The sequence below is a fragment of the Phenylobacterium sp. genome, from assembly GCF_044236515.1.
Classification (GTDB): domain Bacteria; phylum Pseudomonadota; class Alphaproteobacteria; order Caulobacterales; family Caulobacteraceae; genus Phenylobacterium.
In genome coordinates this window covers 1-14,161 of record NZ_JBIIGK010000076.1, presented here as the reverse complement: position 1 = coordinate 14,161, position 14,161 = coordinate 1, and the positions used below count along the sequence as shown (strand labels likewise).

Genomic DNA, 14,161 nt, shown 5'->3' with positions numbered 1-14,161 from the left:
GGGTCGAACCTGAGTATGGAGACCGCAATGGACCGCGCTCAAAAGCAGGAAGCCATCGAAACGCTGAAAGGCGATTTCGCGGGCGCCGGCGCCGTGGTCGTGACCCACTACATGGGTCTGACCGTTGCGGAAATGACCGATCTGCGGGGCAAGCTGCGTGAGCAGGGCGCCCAGCTGAAGGTGGTCAAGAACACCCTGGCCCAGAAGGCTCTGGGCGGTGCGATCGGCGAAGCGGGCGACAGCCTCTTCAAAGGTCCCGTCGCCATCGCCTTCGCGGCCGATCCGGTGTCGGCCGCCAAGGTCGCGACCCAGTACGCCAAGGACAACGACAAGTTCTCCGTCGTTGGCGGTTTCATGGGTGAGCAGGTGCTGGACAAGGCTTCGGTGACGGCGCTCGCGTCGCTGCCTTCGCTCGACCAGCTCCGCGCCAAGCTCATCGGCCTTGTCCAGGCGCCCGCGACCAAGATCGCTGGCGTGCTGCAGGCGCCGGCGGGTCAGCTCGCACGCGTCATGGGCGCCTACGCCGCCAAAGACGCCGCCTGATCGTCATCTTCCCGACAACCCCATCTTACGTAAGGACCTATTGAAATGGCCGATCTCAACAAGCTGGTGGACGACCTCTCCGCCCTGACCGTCCTGGAAGCCGCCGAGCTCTCCAAGCTGCTCGAAGAAAAGTGGGGCGTCTCCGCCGCCGCTCCGGTCGCCGTGGCCGCCGCTCCCGCCGCTGGCGGTGGCGCTGCCGCCGAAGCCGCTGAAGAGCAAACCGAGTTCACCGTTGTTCTGACCGCCGGCGGCGACAAGAAGATCAACGTGATCAAGGAAGTCCGCGGCGTCCGTCCGGACCTCGGCCTGAAGGAAGCCAAGGACCTGGTCGAAGGCGCTCCGCAGACCGTGAAGGAAAACGTCTCGAAGCAAGAAGCCGAAGAGATCAAGAAGAAGCTCGAGGAAGCCGGCGCCACCGTCCAGGTGAAGTAAGCCGTCCGCCTCTGGCGACGAAACGGAGAGGGCCGGGGGGCGACCCCCGGCCCTTTTTCTATGGCCAAGCTTACAACCTAAGAAAATTTACAGCGTCACCACAACCGCCGGGAACTTTGCGAAGAGCTATCGGGTTGAGGGGGTGCGCGACCAGCGTAGACTATCGGAAGCTAGCAACACCGGCCCCCGGGCCGGCACTGACCAGACGGCGGCGTCGGGATCTCCACCCGGCGCCGCCAACTTTTTGCGGCTTGGCCAAATGCGGGGGCTTTCCTTCGGCCGGCAAAACGCTTATCTCCGCATCTTCGCGAAAATTTCCGATTCCGATGACGCGGCTTTTTCGCGCGTGATTGTCCCGAGGCATGGCCAGCCGCCCTCCGGCCATGCGAGGGGACGCCCCCGACGACACGGGGGCTTTCCAGCGTCCGGCTTCCCGGCAGGGGAGCATGAGGGTGGACGCAGGATGCAAAAGCTCGACAGCGGGACTCCGTTCCCGCGGGTCCTCAAGGGATAAACATGGCGCAGTCCTTCACCGGCAAGAAGCGGATCCGGAAGTCGTTCGGCCGCATTCCCGAAGCCGTGCAGATGCCGAACCTGATCGAGGTTCAGCGGTCTTCGTACGAGCAGTTCCTGCAGCGCGAGACGCGCGCCGCGGATCGCCGGGAGGAAGGCGTCGAGGCCGTCTTCAAGTCGGTGTTTCCGATCAAGGACTTCAACGAGCGCGCCGTGCTCGAATACGTCTCCTATGAGTTCGAGGAGCCGAAGTACGACGTCGAGGAATGCGTCCAGCGCGACATGACCTACGCCGCGCCGCTGAAGGTCAAGCTGCGCCTCATCGTCTTCGAAACCGACGAAGAGACCGGCGCCCGCTCCGTGAAGGACATCAAGGAGCAGGACGTCTACATGGGCGACATCCCGCTCATGACGGAGAAGGGCACCTTCATCGTCAACGGGACCCAGCGCGTCATCGTCTCCCAGATGCACCGCTCGCCGGGCGTCTTCTTCGACCACGACAAGGGCAAGACCCACGCCTCGGGCAAGTTGCTGTTCGCCGCCCGCGTGATCCCCTACCGCGGCTCGTGGCTCGACTTCGAGTTCGACGCCAAGGACATCGTCTACGTCCGCATCGACCGCCGCCGTAAGCTGCCGGCCACCACCTTCCTGATGGCGCTGGGCATGGATGGCGAGGAGATCCTCTCCACCTTCTACGAGACCCTGTCCTACGAAAAGCGTTCGGGCGGCTGGGCCACGGCCTACAAGCCGGAGCGCTGGCGCGGCGTGAAGCCGGACTTCGCCCTCGTGGACGCCGACACCGGCGAGGAAGTCGCCCCGGCCGGCACCAAGATCTCGGCCCGCAACGCCAAGAAGCTCGCCGACGGCGGCCTCAAGACCCTGCTGCTGGCCCCCGAGGCCCTGACCGGCAAGTATCTGGCCCGCGACCTCGTCAACTTCGAAACCGGCGAGATCTACGCCGAGGCCGGCGACGAGCTCGACCCGACCCTCCTGACCTCGCTCGAAGAGCAGGGCTTCGCCACCCTTGAAGTCCTCGACATCGACGACGTCACGGTCGGCGCCTACGTCCGCAATACCCTGCGCGTCGACAAGAACACCGCCCGCGAGGACGCGCTGTTCGACATCTATCGCGTCATGCGTCCGGGCGAGCCGCCGACGGTCGAAGCCGCCGAGGCGATGTTCAAGAGCCTGTTCTTCGATTCCGAGCGCTACGACCTGTCCTCGGTCGGCCGCGTGAAGATGAACATGCGCCTGGAGCTGGATTGTCCGGACGACGTGCGCATCCTGCGCAAGGACGATGTCCTGGCGGTCCTCAAGACCCTGGTCGGCCTGCGCGACGGCCGCGGCGAGATCGACGACATCGACAACCTCGGCAACCGCCGGGTCCGGTCGGTGGGCGAGCTGCTGGAGAACCAGTACCGCGTCGGCCTGCTGCGCATGGAACGCGCCATCAAGGAGCGCATGAGCAGCGTCGACATCGACACGGTCATGCCGCACGACCTGATCAATGCGAAGCCGGCGGCCGCCGCCGTGCGGGAGTTCTTCGGTTCCTCGCAGCTGTCGCAGTTCATGGACCAGACGAACCCGCTGTCCGAGATCACCCACAAGCGCCGCCTCTCGGCGCTCGGCCCGGGCGGTCTGACGCGTGAGCGCGCCGGCTTCGAAGTCCGCGACGTTCACCCGACCCACTACGGCCGGATCTGCCCGATCGAGACGCCGGAAGGCCCGAACATCGGCCTGATCAACTCGCTGGCCACCCACGCCGTGGTCAACAAGTACGGCTTCATCGAGAGCCCGTACCGCCGCATCCGCGACGGCAAGATCACCGAAGAGGTGGTCTACATGTCGGCCATGGAAGAGGCGAAGCACGTCATCGCCCAGGCCAACATCAAGCTCGACGGCGGCGCCATCGTCGAGGACCTCGTCCCCGGCCGCGTCAACGGCGAGCCCAGCCTGCTCCCGAAGGACCAGGTCGACCTGATGGACGTGTCGCCGAAGCAGGTGGTGTCCGTCGCCGCCTCGCTGATCCCGTTCCTCGAGAACGACGACGCCAACCGCGCCCTCATGGGCTCGAACATGCAGAAGCAGGCCGTGCCGCTCATCGAGAGCGATGCGCCGCTGGTCGGCACCGGCATGGAAAGCGTCGTGGCGGTTGACTCCGGCGCGGTCGTCGTGGCCCGCCGCCCCGGCGTCGTCGAACAGATCGACGGCACCCGGATCGTCGTCCGCGCGACGGAAGAGACCGACCCCACCAAACCGGGCGTCGACATCTACCGCCTGCAGAAGTTCCAGCGCTCCAACACCTCGACCTGCATCAACCAGCGTCCGCTGGTGCGCGTGGGCGACCGGATCCGTGAAGGCGACGTCATCGCGGACGGCCCGTCGACGGAGCTCGGCGAACTGGCGCTGGGCCGCAACGCCCTCGTCGCCTTCATGCCCTGGAACGGCTACAACTTCGAAGACTCGATCCTGATCTCCGAGCGCATCGTGCGCGACGACGTCTTCACCTCGATCCACATCGAGGAATTCGAGGTCATGGCCCGCGACACCAAGCTGGGTCCGGAAGAGATCACCCGCGACATCCCGAACGTCGGCGAGGAGGCCCTGCGCAACCTCGACGAAGCCGGCATCGTGGCGATCGGCGCCGAGGTCCTGCCGGGCGACATCCTGGTCGGCAAGGTGACGCCGAAGGGCGAAAGCCCGATGACCCCGGAAGAAAAGCTGCTGCGCGCCATCTTCGGCGAAAAGGCGTCGGACGTTCGCGACACCTCGCTGCGTCTGCCTCCGGGCGTCGCCGGCACCATCGTCGAGGTCCGCGTCTTCAACCGTCACGGCGTCGACAAGGACGAGCGGGCCCTGGCCATCGAACGTCACGAGATCGACCGCCTCGGCAAGGACCGCGACGACGAGTTCGCGATCCTCAACCGCAACATGACCTCGCGTCTGCGCCAGCTGCTGGTCGGCAAGACCGCCGTCTCGGGTCCGAAGGGCCTGGGCCGCGGCGAGATCACCGCCGACAAGCTGGAAGAGATCGCGCCCGGCCTGTGGTGGCAGATCGCCCTCGATGACGAGAAGGCGATGGGCGAGCTGGAGGCCATGCGCCGCCAGTTTGACGAGGCCCGCAAGCGCCTCGACCGCCGCTTCGAGGACAAGGTCGACAAGCTGCAGCGCGGCGACGAGCTGCCGCCCGGCGTGATGAAGATGGTCAAGGTTTTCGTGGCGGTGAAGCGCAAGCTGCAGCCGGGCGACAAGATGGCCGGCCGTCACGGCAACAAGGGGGTTATCTCCAAGATCCTGCCGATCGAGGACATGCCCTACCTTGAGGACGGCACCAGCGTCGACGTCGTGCTGAACCCGCTGGGCGTGCCTTCGCGGATGAACGTCGGCCAGATCTTTGAGACCCACCTCGGCTGGGCCGCCGCCGGCCTCGGCCGCCAGGTCGCCCGGATGCTGGAAGACTGGCAGAACGGCGGCCAGCGCCAGGCCCTGATCGAGCATCTGCGCGACGTCTACGGCCCGGAGGAAGAGCTGCCGGAGACCGACGAGGAGCTGGTCGAACTGGCCCGGAACCTGTCGAAGGGCATTCCCTTCGCCACGCCGGTCTTCGACGGCGCCCACATCGACGACATCGAGAACCTGCTTGAGAAGGCCGGTCTCGACCGCTCGGGTCAGTCGTACCTGTACGACGGCCAGTCGGGCGAGCGCTTCAAGCGTCCGGTGACGGTCGGCTACATCTACATGCTGAAGCTGCACCACCTCGTCGACGACAAGATCCACGCCCGCTCCATCGGCCCGTACTCGCTCGTCACCCAGCAGCCGCTGGGCGGTAAGGCGCAGTTCGGCGGTCAGCGCTTCGGGGAAATGGAGGTCTGGGCTCTGGAGGCCTACGGCGCCGCCTACACCCTGCAGGAGATGCTGACGGTGAAGTCGGACGACGTGGCCGGCCGGACGAAGGTCTACGAGTCCATCGTCCGCGGCGACGACACCTTCGAGGCCGGGATCCCGGAAAGCTTCAACGTTCTGGTCAAGGAGATGCGCTCCCTCGGCCTCAACGTGGAGCTCGAGAACAGCTGACGGTCGCTTGCGCCCTCTCCCGTGCGGGGGAGGGCGCCTCCGCCTCCGTCCTGCTTTGAAATTTTCGCGGGGACCGCCCCGCAGAAGGAACCAAGATGAACCAGGAAGTCCTGAACATCTTCAATCCGGTCCAGGCCGCTCCGACCTTCGACCAGATCCGTATCGCGCTCGCCTCGCCGGAAAAGATCCGCTCGTGGTCGTTCGGCGAGATCAAGAAGCCCGAGACCATCAACTACCGCACGTTCAAGCCCGAACGTGACGGCCTGTTCTGCGCCCGCATCTTTGGCCCGACGAAGGACTACGAGTGCCTTTGCGGCAAGTACAAGCGGATGAAGTACAAGGGCATCATCTGCGAGAAGTGCGGCGTCGAGGTCACCCTGGCCCGCGTCCGTCGCGAGCGCATGGGCCACATCGAGCTGGCCAGCCCGGTCGCCCACATCTGGTTCCTGAAGTCGCTGCCGAGCCGCATCTCGATGATGCTCGACATGGCGCTGAAGGACGTCGAGCGGGTCCTCTACTTCGAATACTACATCGTCACCGAGCCGGGCCTGACCCCGCTGAAGCAGCACCAGCTGCTGTCGGAAGACGACTACATGCGCTTCCAGGAAGAGTTCGGGGACGACAGCTTCACCGCCGAGATCGGCGCTGAGGCCGTCCAGGGCCTGCTCAGGGCGCTCGACCTCAACAAGGAAGCCGACAAGCTGCGCGAGGAGCTGGTCAACACCACCTCCGAGATGAAGCTGAAGAAGGCCTCCAAGCGCCTGAAGCTCATCGAGAGCTTCCTGGAGAGCGGCAACAAGCCCGAGTGGATGATCCTGACGGTCGTGCCGGTGATCCCGCCGGAACTGCGTCCGCTGGTGCCGCTGGACGGCGGCCGCTTCGCCACCTCGGACCTGAACGACCTCTACCGCCGGGTCATCAACCGGAATAACCGCCTGAAGCGGCTGATCGAGTTGCGCGCGCCGGACATCATCATCCGCAACGAAAAGCGGATGCTGCAGGAAGCCGTCGACGCCCTGTTCGACAACGGCCGCCGCGGCCGGGTGATCACCGGCGCCAACAAGCGCCCGCTCAAGTCGCTCGCCGACATGCTGAAGGGCAAGCAGGGCCGTTTCCGCCAGAACCTGCTCGGCAAGCGCGTCGACTACTCGGGCCGCTCGGTCATCGTCGTCGGTCCGGAGCTGAAGCTGCACGAGTGCGGCCTGCCCAAGAAGATGGCGCTCGAGCTGTTCAAGCCGTTCATCTACGCGCGCCTGGACGCCAAGGGCCTGTCGGGCACCGTCAAGCAGTCCAAGCGCATGGTCGAGCGTGAGCAGCCGGCGGTCTGGGACATCCTCGACGAGGTGATCCGCGAACACCCGGTGCTGCTGAACCGCGCCCCGACCCTCCACCGCCTGGGCATCCAGGCCTTCGAGCCCAAGCTGATCGAAGGCAAGGCGATCCAGTTGCACCCGCTCGTCTGCGCGGCCTTCAACGCCGACTTCGACGGCGACCAGATGGCCGTCCACGTGCCGCTCTCGCTGGAAGCCCAGCTGGAAGCGCGCGTGCTGATGATGAGCACGAACAACATCCTGTCGCCGGCCAACGGCAAGCCGATCATCGTGCCGTCGCAGGATATCGTCCTCGGGCTCTACTACCTGTCGCTGGTCAAGGACGGCGAGCCGGGCGAGGGCAAGGTCTTCGCCGACCTGAACGAGATCGAGCAGGCGCTGGACGCCGGCGTCGTGACGCTGCACTCGAAGATCAAGGCGCGCTATTCGGAGATGGATGCCGACGGCGTTCTGGTCCGCAAGGTCATCGAGACCTCGCCGGGCCGGATGAAGATCGCCGCCCTGTTCCCGCGCCATCCGGCCGTGGGTCACCGCCTTCTTGAGAAGAACCTGACCAAGAAGGAAATCGGCAACCTGATCGACGTCGTCTACCGGCACTGCGGTCAGAAGGCGACGGTCATCTTCGCCGACCAGATCATGGGCCTGGGCTTCCGCGAGGCGGCCAAGGCGGGGATTTCCTTCGGCAAGGACGACATCGTCATCCCGGCCCGCAAGGCCCCGATCGTCGAAGAGACCCGCAAGCTCGTGGAAGAATACGAGCAGCAGTACGCCGACGGCCTGATCACCAAGGGCGAGAAGTACAACAAGGTCGTCGACGCGTGGGCCAAGGCCACCGACCGCGTCGCCGACGAGATGATGGCCGAGGTCTCCTCCGCCCCGGTCGTCGACGGCCGCCAGGCCGAGATCAACTCGATCTTCATGATGTCCAACTCGGGGGCCCGCGGCTCGCAGGCCCAGATGAAGCAGCTGGGCGGCATGCGCGGCCTCATGGCCAAGCCCTCGGGCGAGATCATCGAGACGCCGATCATCTCGAACTTCAAGGAAGGCCTGACCGTCCAGGAGTACTTCAACTCCACCCACGGCGCCCGTAAGGGCCTGGCCGACACCGCGCTGAAGACGGCGAACTCGGGTTACCTGACCCGCCGCCTCGTCGACGTGGCCCAGGACTGCATCATCACCGAGGAAGATTGCGGCACCACGCGGGGAATCACCCTGCGCGCCGTGGTCGAAGGCGGCGACGTGCTGGTCTCGCTCGGCCAGCGCATCCTGGGTCGCTTCGCGGCCGAGGACGTCAAGGAGCCGGGCGGCGGCGACGTGATCGTGCCGGCCGACACCTACCTCGACGAGAACATGGTCGACGTGATCGAACGGGCCGGCGTCCAGTCGGTGAAGATCCGCTCGGTTCTGACCTGCGAGACCAAGACCGGGGTCTGCGGCGCCTGCTATGGCCGCGACCTGGCCCGCGGCACGCCGGTGAACATCGGCGAGGCCGTCGGCGTCATCGCCGCCCAGTCGATCGGCGAGCCGGGCACCCAGCTGACGATGCGGACCTTCCACATCGGCGGCACCGCCCAGGTGGCCGAGCAGTCGTTCTTCGAAAGCTCGAACGAAGGCGTCGTGAAGATCAGCGGCGGCAACACGGTGACCAACGCCGAGGGCCACCTGATCGGCATGAGCCGCAACCTGCTGCTGGTCGTCCAGGTCGACGGCAAGGACCGCGAGTCCTACAAGCCGCCGTACGGCGCCCGCCTGCGGGTCAAGGACGGCGAGACGGTCAAGCGCGGCCAACGCCTGGCCGAGTGGGACCCGTACACCACCCCGATCATCACCGAAGTCGGCGGCCGCGTGCGGTTCGAGGACTTGGTGGAGAACTTCTCGGTCCGCGAGGAAGCCGACGAAGCCACCGGCATCTCCAACCGCGTCGTCATCGACTGGCGCGCGTCGACCAAGGGTTCGGACCTGCGTCCGGCCATGGCGGTGCTGGGTGAGGACGGCGCCTACAAGCGCATCTCGAACGGCGGCGAGGCCCGCTACCTGCTGCCCGTGGGCGCCATTCTCTCCGTCGGCGACGGCGACGAGGTGAAGCCCGGCGAGGTGCTGGCCCGTATCCCGACCGAAAGCGCCAAGACCCGCGACATCACCGGCGGTCTGCCCCGCGTCGCCGAGCTGTTCGAAGCTCGGCGTCCGAAGGACTGCGCGGTCATCGCCGAGATGGACGGTCGCGTCGAATTCGGCCGCGACTACAAGAACAAGCGCCGCATCAAGATCACGCCGGAGGATGGTGGCGAGGCGGTCGAGTTCCTGATCCCGAAGGGCAAGCACATCGCCGTCCACGACGGCGACGTGATCCGCAAGGGCGAGTACATCATCGACGGCAACCCGGACCCGCACGACATCCTGCGGATCCAGGGCATCGAGGCGCTGGCCGACTTCCTGGTCAACGAGATCCAGGAGGTCTACCGACTGCAGGGCGTGCCGATCAACGACAAGCACATCGAGACGATCGTCCGGCAGATGCTGCAGAAGGTGGAGATCCTCGAGCCCGGCGACACCGGCCTGCTCAAGGGCGACCACCTGGACAAGCTGGAAGTCGACGAGGAGAGCGCCAAGGCGGAAGCCCGCGGCGGTCGCCCGGCGATCACCCAACCGGTCCTGCTCGGCATCACCAAGGCGTCCCTGCAGACCCGCAGCTTCATCTCGGCGGCCTCGTTCCAGGAGACGACACGCGTGCTCACCGAGGCTTCCGTCCAGGGCAAGATCGACACCCTGGAAGGGCTGAAGGAGAACGTCATCGTCGGCCGCCTGATCCCGGCCGGCACGGGCTCCTACCTGCGCAACCTGCAGCGCATCGCCGCCAAGCGCGACGAGGCCCTGACGGCCAGCCGCGAGGAGGCCATGGAGCCGCTGCCGGAAGTGATCGCCGTCGAGGCCGAACAGGCCGAGCAGGTCGAGTCCTAAGCTCAGACCCGCGAAAAGCGACAGACTGCGAGCGGCCCGGGAGCAATCCCGGGCCGTTTTGCTGTCTAGGCAATGCGAGGACGCTCCGCCTAAGCTTCAGCGTGATGGAGCGCGCGCTGTTCTTCCTTGAGGAAGCGACCCTTCATGGGCTCGGGCTGCTCGTGATTGTGCCGTTGCTGGCGATACCGATCCTGCGTTGGCGGGGGGAGCCGGATTTGAAGAGGCGGCTCCTTTGGATTGCTGCCGTGACGATGCCTTGGGTGGCTCTTGCAAGTCTCTGCGCCGTCGAATGGCCCGACTTGTCGTCGCACCATCGCTCGAGGCTTCAGGTCGTCGGCTCCGGCTTGTTTGTCGTCACCGTTCTCGCTGCTTGCGCTGGGATTGTCGCCAACCGGGGCGCGAGGTGGTTCTTCCTCGGATGGGGTATCGTGAACGTCTGGTTCGCAGCCATCGGCGTCATCTTGTTCGCGATGGCAGTCGCTCACTCCGTTACGCCGTCTACGGCCGCCTGAAGCGTCAGGACCGCCGGACCCGCCTCGCCGGCGCGGACCAGGGCGGGGTCGTCTGCGACTATCGCGGCTACTCCGAGCCGGAAGAGGTCATCTGCCTGATGGCCGAGCGCGCCTGACGAAAGCCACTACTTCACCCGCGGCACGAACCGGACCCGGATGCTGGAGAAGATCGAGGCGTTTCTCGCCACGAACCTGCCGACGGCGAACTGACGGCGCCTTCCTTTCCGGCCCTGGCCCCCTAGATCAGAACGGACCGAAGAACAGGAGGTCTCTCCGTGCCGCTGCTGCTCTGTCCCAACGACAACACCGCGATGCAGAACGTCAACCGCAACGGGGTCGAGATCGACATCTGCCCGACCTGCCGCGGCGTCTGGCTCGATCGCGGCGAGCTCGAGAAAATCCTCGGCGAATCCCGCCAGGAGGCGGCCGGCCAGCAGCAGGACCGCCAGCGTTTCGAGCGCGAGGTCCAGGACTTCCACCGCAACCCCGACGCCTGGAAGCAGAGCCACCCCTACGACGACCGCGAGAAGCGCTACCGCTACGACGACGACTACCACTACAAAAAGAAGAAGAAGCGCCTCGACATCTTCGACATTTTCGACTGACGCCGCGTCTCAGAACGGCGTCCGCAGGGCCGGCCGATCGTTGCCGAGGTCCCGCGCCATGTCCTCCGCCGTGCCGATCGACGGCCGCGCGCCGGGGGCGGCCGGCGAGGTCGGCGGCGCGTTGCGGTAACGGACGCTCTCCGCCTTGCGGGCCGCCGAGGCGTCGAAGATCGCCGCCTTGTCCGGATCGAGCGCCGGCCCGAGGTACGGCGCGTCCCGCGCCCCGGCGCCCAGGCGCTCGTCGCAGTCCTCCCGCTGCTCCCGCGTCAGCCTCGAGCGATCGGCGCAGCCGAGGTTGCTGCTGCGCAGGACCCGGCCGATGTCAACGGCCGGCTCCGGCGGCCGGGTTGGTCCCGGCGCCGGGGCGGGTGCGGCGATCTCGCGCGGGGCCGGCGCCGCGATGATTCCGTCGCTGATCAGCGGCCGCACGTGGGCCGGCAGGTCGCGCGGCCGCACCTGGCGGCGGTGCAGGCGGATCTCGCCGGGCCGCCCGTCGGGCCCCCTTGGCGCGGCCCGCGGTGCGAGCAGGATCGGGATCACCGGGTGCGGCGGCGCGCCGTCCATCTCCTGCACCGCAGGGCGCAGGACGGGCGCATGCAGGACGAGCGCCGTCATCACCCCGGCGTGCAGGATCGCCGAGGCGACAATGATGACCGTCGTGCGGCGCACCCTCGCCGTCGCCATAGCCCTCCGCCCCACCGAATCCAGGCTATCGGATGCGTAGGCCGCGGCCTTTTCGTGGCGCCGGGCGGGCAGGGGGCGCCTCCTTGCGCAAACGTTGACGCGCGGCTGCTTCGCGACTATGTAGCGCCCTCTTTCGGGACCGGAAGTTATCTTCCAGTCCGGAAGCGCGGTTTCCGCCGGAACGCAGCCTTTGCGCGCCGGCGGGTTTTTGCGTTCGCCGGACGGGTCTCGGACCAGACCACAACAACGACCCCAATCGAGGCGCCTCGGCCAAACGGCACACGCCTCCACGCAAGCGAGACTAGATGCCTACAGTCAACCAGCTCATCCGCAAGCCGCGCCAGGACAAGCCCTCGCGCAACAAGGTGCCGGCCCTGAAGGGCTGCCCCCAGCGCCGCGGCGTCTGCACCCGGGTCTACACGACCACCCCGAAGAAGCCGAACTCGGCGCTTCGTAAGGTCGCCAAGGTGCGCCTGACCACCGGCATCGAAGCGGTGTGCTACATCCCCGGCGAAGGCCACAACCTGCAGGAGCACTCCGTCGTGCTCATCCGCGGCGGCCGGGTGAAGGACCTTCCGGGCGTCCGCTACCACATCCTGCGCGGCGTGCTCGACACCCAAGGGGTCAAGGACCGCAAGCAGCGCCGTTCGCTCTACGGCGCCAAGCGTCCGAAGTAAGGATCAGAACCTATGTCCCGCCGCCGTCGCGCAGAGAAACGCCAAGTCCTTCCCGACCCGAAATTCGGGGATCTCGTTGTCACGAAGTTCATGAACTACGTGATGTACGAAGGTAAGAAGGCCGTCGCCGAAAACATCATGTATGGCGCGTTCGAGATCCTCGAAGCCAAGCGCAAGGACCAGGGTCCCCTGGAAACCTTCCACGCCGCGCTCGAGAACGTCGCGCCCGCCATCGAAGTCCGCTCCCGCCGGGTCGGCGGCGCCACCTATCAGGTGCCCGTCGAAGTCCGTCCGGAACGCCGCAAAGCGCTCGCCATCCGCTGGCTGGTCAGCGCGGCGCGCAAGCGCGGCGAGAACACCATGACCGAGAAACTGGCCGGCGAGTTGCTGGACGCCTCCTCGAACCGCGGCACCGCGGTGAAGAAGCGCGAAGACACGCATAAGATGGCCGAAGCCAACCGGGCGTTCTCGCACTACCGCTGGTAAGCCCCACTCCTGGGCTTTCAGAGCTTTCCGGCGCGGGTGGTTTGAGCTAAACCGCCCGCGCCGTTCGTTCGGCCCCCTCCACGAACGCCCTTTTTCCAGAGCTGTCCGCTATGCCCCGCACGCATAAAATCGAAGATTACCGCAACTTCGGCATCATGGCCCACATCGACGCGGGCAAGACGACGACGACTGAGCGGATTCTGTATTACACCGGCAAGAGCCATAAGATCGGCGAAGTCCACGACGGCGCCGCGACCATGGACTGGATGGAGCAGGAGCAAGAGCGCGGCATCACGATCACGTCGGCCGCGACGACAGCGTACTGGAACGACCGGCGCCTCAATATCATCGACACCCCTGGCCACGTGGACTTCACCATCGAGGTTGAGCGGTCGTTGCGCGTGCTCGACGGCGCGGTGACCGTGCTCGACGGCAATGCCGGGGTGGAGCCGCAGACCGAGACCGTCTGGCGTCAGGCCGACAAGTACAAGGTTCCCCGGATCGTGTTCGTCAACAAGATGGACAAGCTGGGCGCCGATTTCGACAAGTCGGTGGAATCGATCCGCGACCGCCTGGGCGCGAAAGCGGTTCCGATCCAGCTCCCGATCGGCTCTGAATCCTCGCTGCGCGGCCTTGTGGACCTGGTCCGCATGAAGGCGGTTGTCTGGGACAACGACGGCCTGGGCGCGACCTACCGCGACGAAGAAATCCCTGCCGATCTCAAGACGAAGGCTGAAGAAGCCCGTCACTACATGATCGAGAACGCCGTCGAGCTCGATGACGAGGCGATGGAAGCCTATCTCTCCGGCGAAGAGCCGTCGGAAGAGACCATCAAGAAGTGCATCCGCAAGGCGGTGCTGAACGGCGCCTTCTATCCGATCCTCTGCGGCTCGGCGTTCAAGAACAAGGGCGTGCAGCCGCTGCTCGACGCCGTTGTCGACTACCTGCCGTCGCCCGTCGACATTCCGCCGACCAAGGGCATCGACTTCCGCACCGAGGAAGACATCGAGCGCCGCGCTTCGGACGAAGAGCCGCTGTCGATGCTAGCGTTCAAGATCATGGACGACCCGTTCGTCGGTTCGCTGACGTTCTGCCGGATCTACTCGGGCAAGATCGAGACCGGCCTGGGCCTGCTGAACTCGACCCGCGACAAGAAGGAACGCGTCGGCCGCATGCTGCTGATGCACTCCAACAACCGCGAGGACATCAAGGAAGCCTATGCGGGCGACATCGTCGCCCTCGCCGGCCTGAAGGACACCCGCACCGGCGACACCCTGTGCGACCCGACCAAGAACCCGGTCATCCTCGAGCGCATGGAATTCCCGGCGCCCGTGATCGAGATCGCT

The 14,161-nt window shown here is 66.1% G+C and carries 10 protein-coding genes; 9 read left to right on the top strand and 1 reads right to left on the bottom strand.

Annotated elements, in window-relative coordinates; translation table 11 throughout:
- The first annotated feature begins 27 nt into the window (after window positions 1–27).
- The 6 genes from rplJ (at window position 28) to ACILRF_RS09425 (ending at window position 10,968) form a co-directional block, all read left to right on the top strand.
- Window positions 28–543, top strand: a complete 516-nt coding sequence (rplJ, locus tag ACILRF_RS09450) for a 50S ribosomal protein L10 (RefSeq protein WP_395672217.1) — start codon at window positions 28–30, stop codon at window positions 541–543.
- 45 nt (window positions 544–588) lie between these two features.
- Window positions 589–975: a 50S ribosomal protein L7/L12 gene (rplL, locus tag ACILRF_RS09445; protein ID WP_395672215.1), complete on the top strand. Its 387-nt coding sequence runs from the start codon at window positions 589–591 to the stop codon at window positions 973–975.
- Between the two features lie 516 nt (window positions 976–1,491).
- A complete protein-coding gene (gene rpoB, locus ACILRF_RS09440) occupies window positions 1,492–5,562 on the top strand; it encodes a DNA-directed RNA polymerase subunit beta (protein ID WP_395672213.1) in 4,071 nt (1,356 codons plus the stop codon).
- A gap of 95 nt (window positions 5,563–5,657) precedes the next feature.
- Entirely contained in the window at window positions 5,658–9,851 is a 4,194-nt protein-coding gene (gene rpoC / locus ACILRF_RS09435) for a DNA-directed RNA polymerase subunit beta' (RefSeq protein ID WP_395672211.1), read from the top strand.
- Between the two features lie 104 nt (window positions 9,852–9,955).
- Window positions 9,956–10,363 (top strand): hypothetical protein, encoded by a 408-nt coding sequence (locus tag ACILRF_RS09430; RefSeq protein WP_395672209.1) that lies wholly within the window; start codon window positions 9,956–9,958, stop codon window positions 10,361–10,363.
- Between the two features lie 275 nt (window positions 10,364–10,638).
- A complete protein-coding gene (locus tag ACILRF_RS09425; protein ID WP_395672207.1) occupies window positions 10,639–10,968 on the top strand; it encodes a zf-TFIIB domain-containing protein in 330 nt (109 codons plus the stop codon).
- A gap of 9 nt (window positions 10,969–10,977) precedes the next feature.
- Here ACILRF_RS09425 and ACILRF_RS09420 read toward each other — a convergent pair whose 3' ends face one another.
- Entirely contained in the window at window positions 10,978–11,652 is a 675-nt protein-coding gene (locus ACILRF_RS09420) for a hypothetical protein (protein ID WP_395672205.1), read from the bottom strand.
- Between the two features lie 305 nt (window positions 11,653–11,957).
- Here ACILRF_RS09420 and rpsL point away from each other — a divergent pair, with 305 nt between their 5' ends.
- The 3 genes from rpsL to fusA all read left to right on the top strand — a co-directional run.
- On the top strand, window positions 11,958–12,329 hold the full coding sequence (rpsL, locus tag ACILRF_RS09415) for a 30S ribosomal protein S12 (RefSeq protein WP_056018026.1): 372 nt from the start codon (window positions 11,958–11,960) through the stop codon (window positions 12,327–12,329).
- Between the two features lie 12 nt (window positions 12,330–12,341).
- The gene (rpsG, locus tag ACILRF_RS09410; protein ID WP_395672203.1) at window positions 12,342–12,815 is read left to right on the top strand and encodes a 30S ribosomal protein S7; all 474 of its coding nucleotides are present in this window, start codon (window positions 12,342–12,344) and stop codon (window positions 12,813–12,815) included.
- A gap of 110 nt (window positions 12,816–12,925) precedes the next feature.
- The coding region (gene fusA, locus ACILRF_RS09405) for an elongation factor G (RefSeq protein ID WP_395672201.1) at window positions 12,926–14,161 on the top strand (1,236 nt) is incomplete at its 3' end.

Excerpts from the sequence above, each read along its gene's own strand:
- rplJ (WP_395672217.1), top strand. The coding sequence starts at position 28 with ATGGACCGCGCTCAAAAGCAGGAAGCCATCGAAACGCTGAAAGGCGAT.
- rplL (WP_395672215.1), top strand. The coding sequence starts at position 589 with ATGGCCGATCTCAACAAGCTGGTGGACGACCTCTCCGCCCTGACCGTC.
- rpoB (WP_395672213.1), top strand. The coding sequence starts at position 1,492 with ATGGCGCAGTCCTTCACCGGCAAGAAGCGGATCCGGAAGTCGTTCGGC.
- rpoC (WP_395672211.1), top strand. The coding sequence starts at position 5,658 with ATGAACCAGGAAGTCCTGAACATCTTCAATCCGGTCCAGGCCGCTCCG.
- ACILRF_RS09430 (WP_395672209.1), top strand. The coding sequence starts at position 9,956 with ATGGAGCGCGCGCTGTTCTTCCTTGAGGAAGCGACCCTTCATGGGCTC.
- ACILRF_RS09420 (WP_395672205.1), bottom strand. The coding sequence starts at position 11,652 with ATGGCGACGGCGAGGGTGCGCCGCACGACGGTCATCATTGTCGCCTCG.
- rpsL (WP_056018026.1), top strand. The coding sequence starts at position 11,958 with ATGCCTACAGTCAACCAGCTCATCCGCAAGCCGCGCCAGGACAAGCCC.
- rpsG (WP_395672203.1), top strand. The coding sequence starts at position 12,342 with ATGTCCCGCCGCCGTCGCGCAGAGAAACGCCAAGTCCTTCCCGACCCG.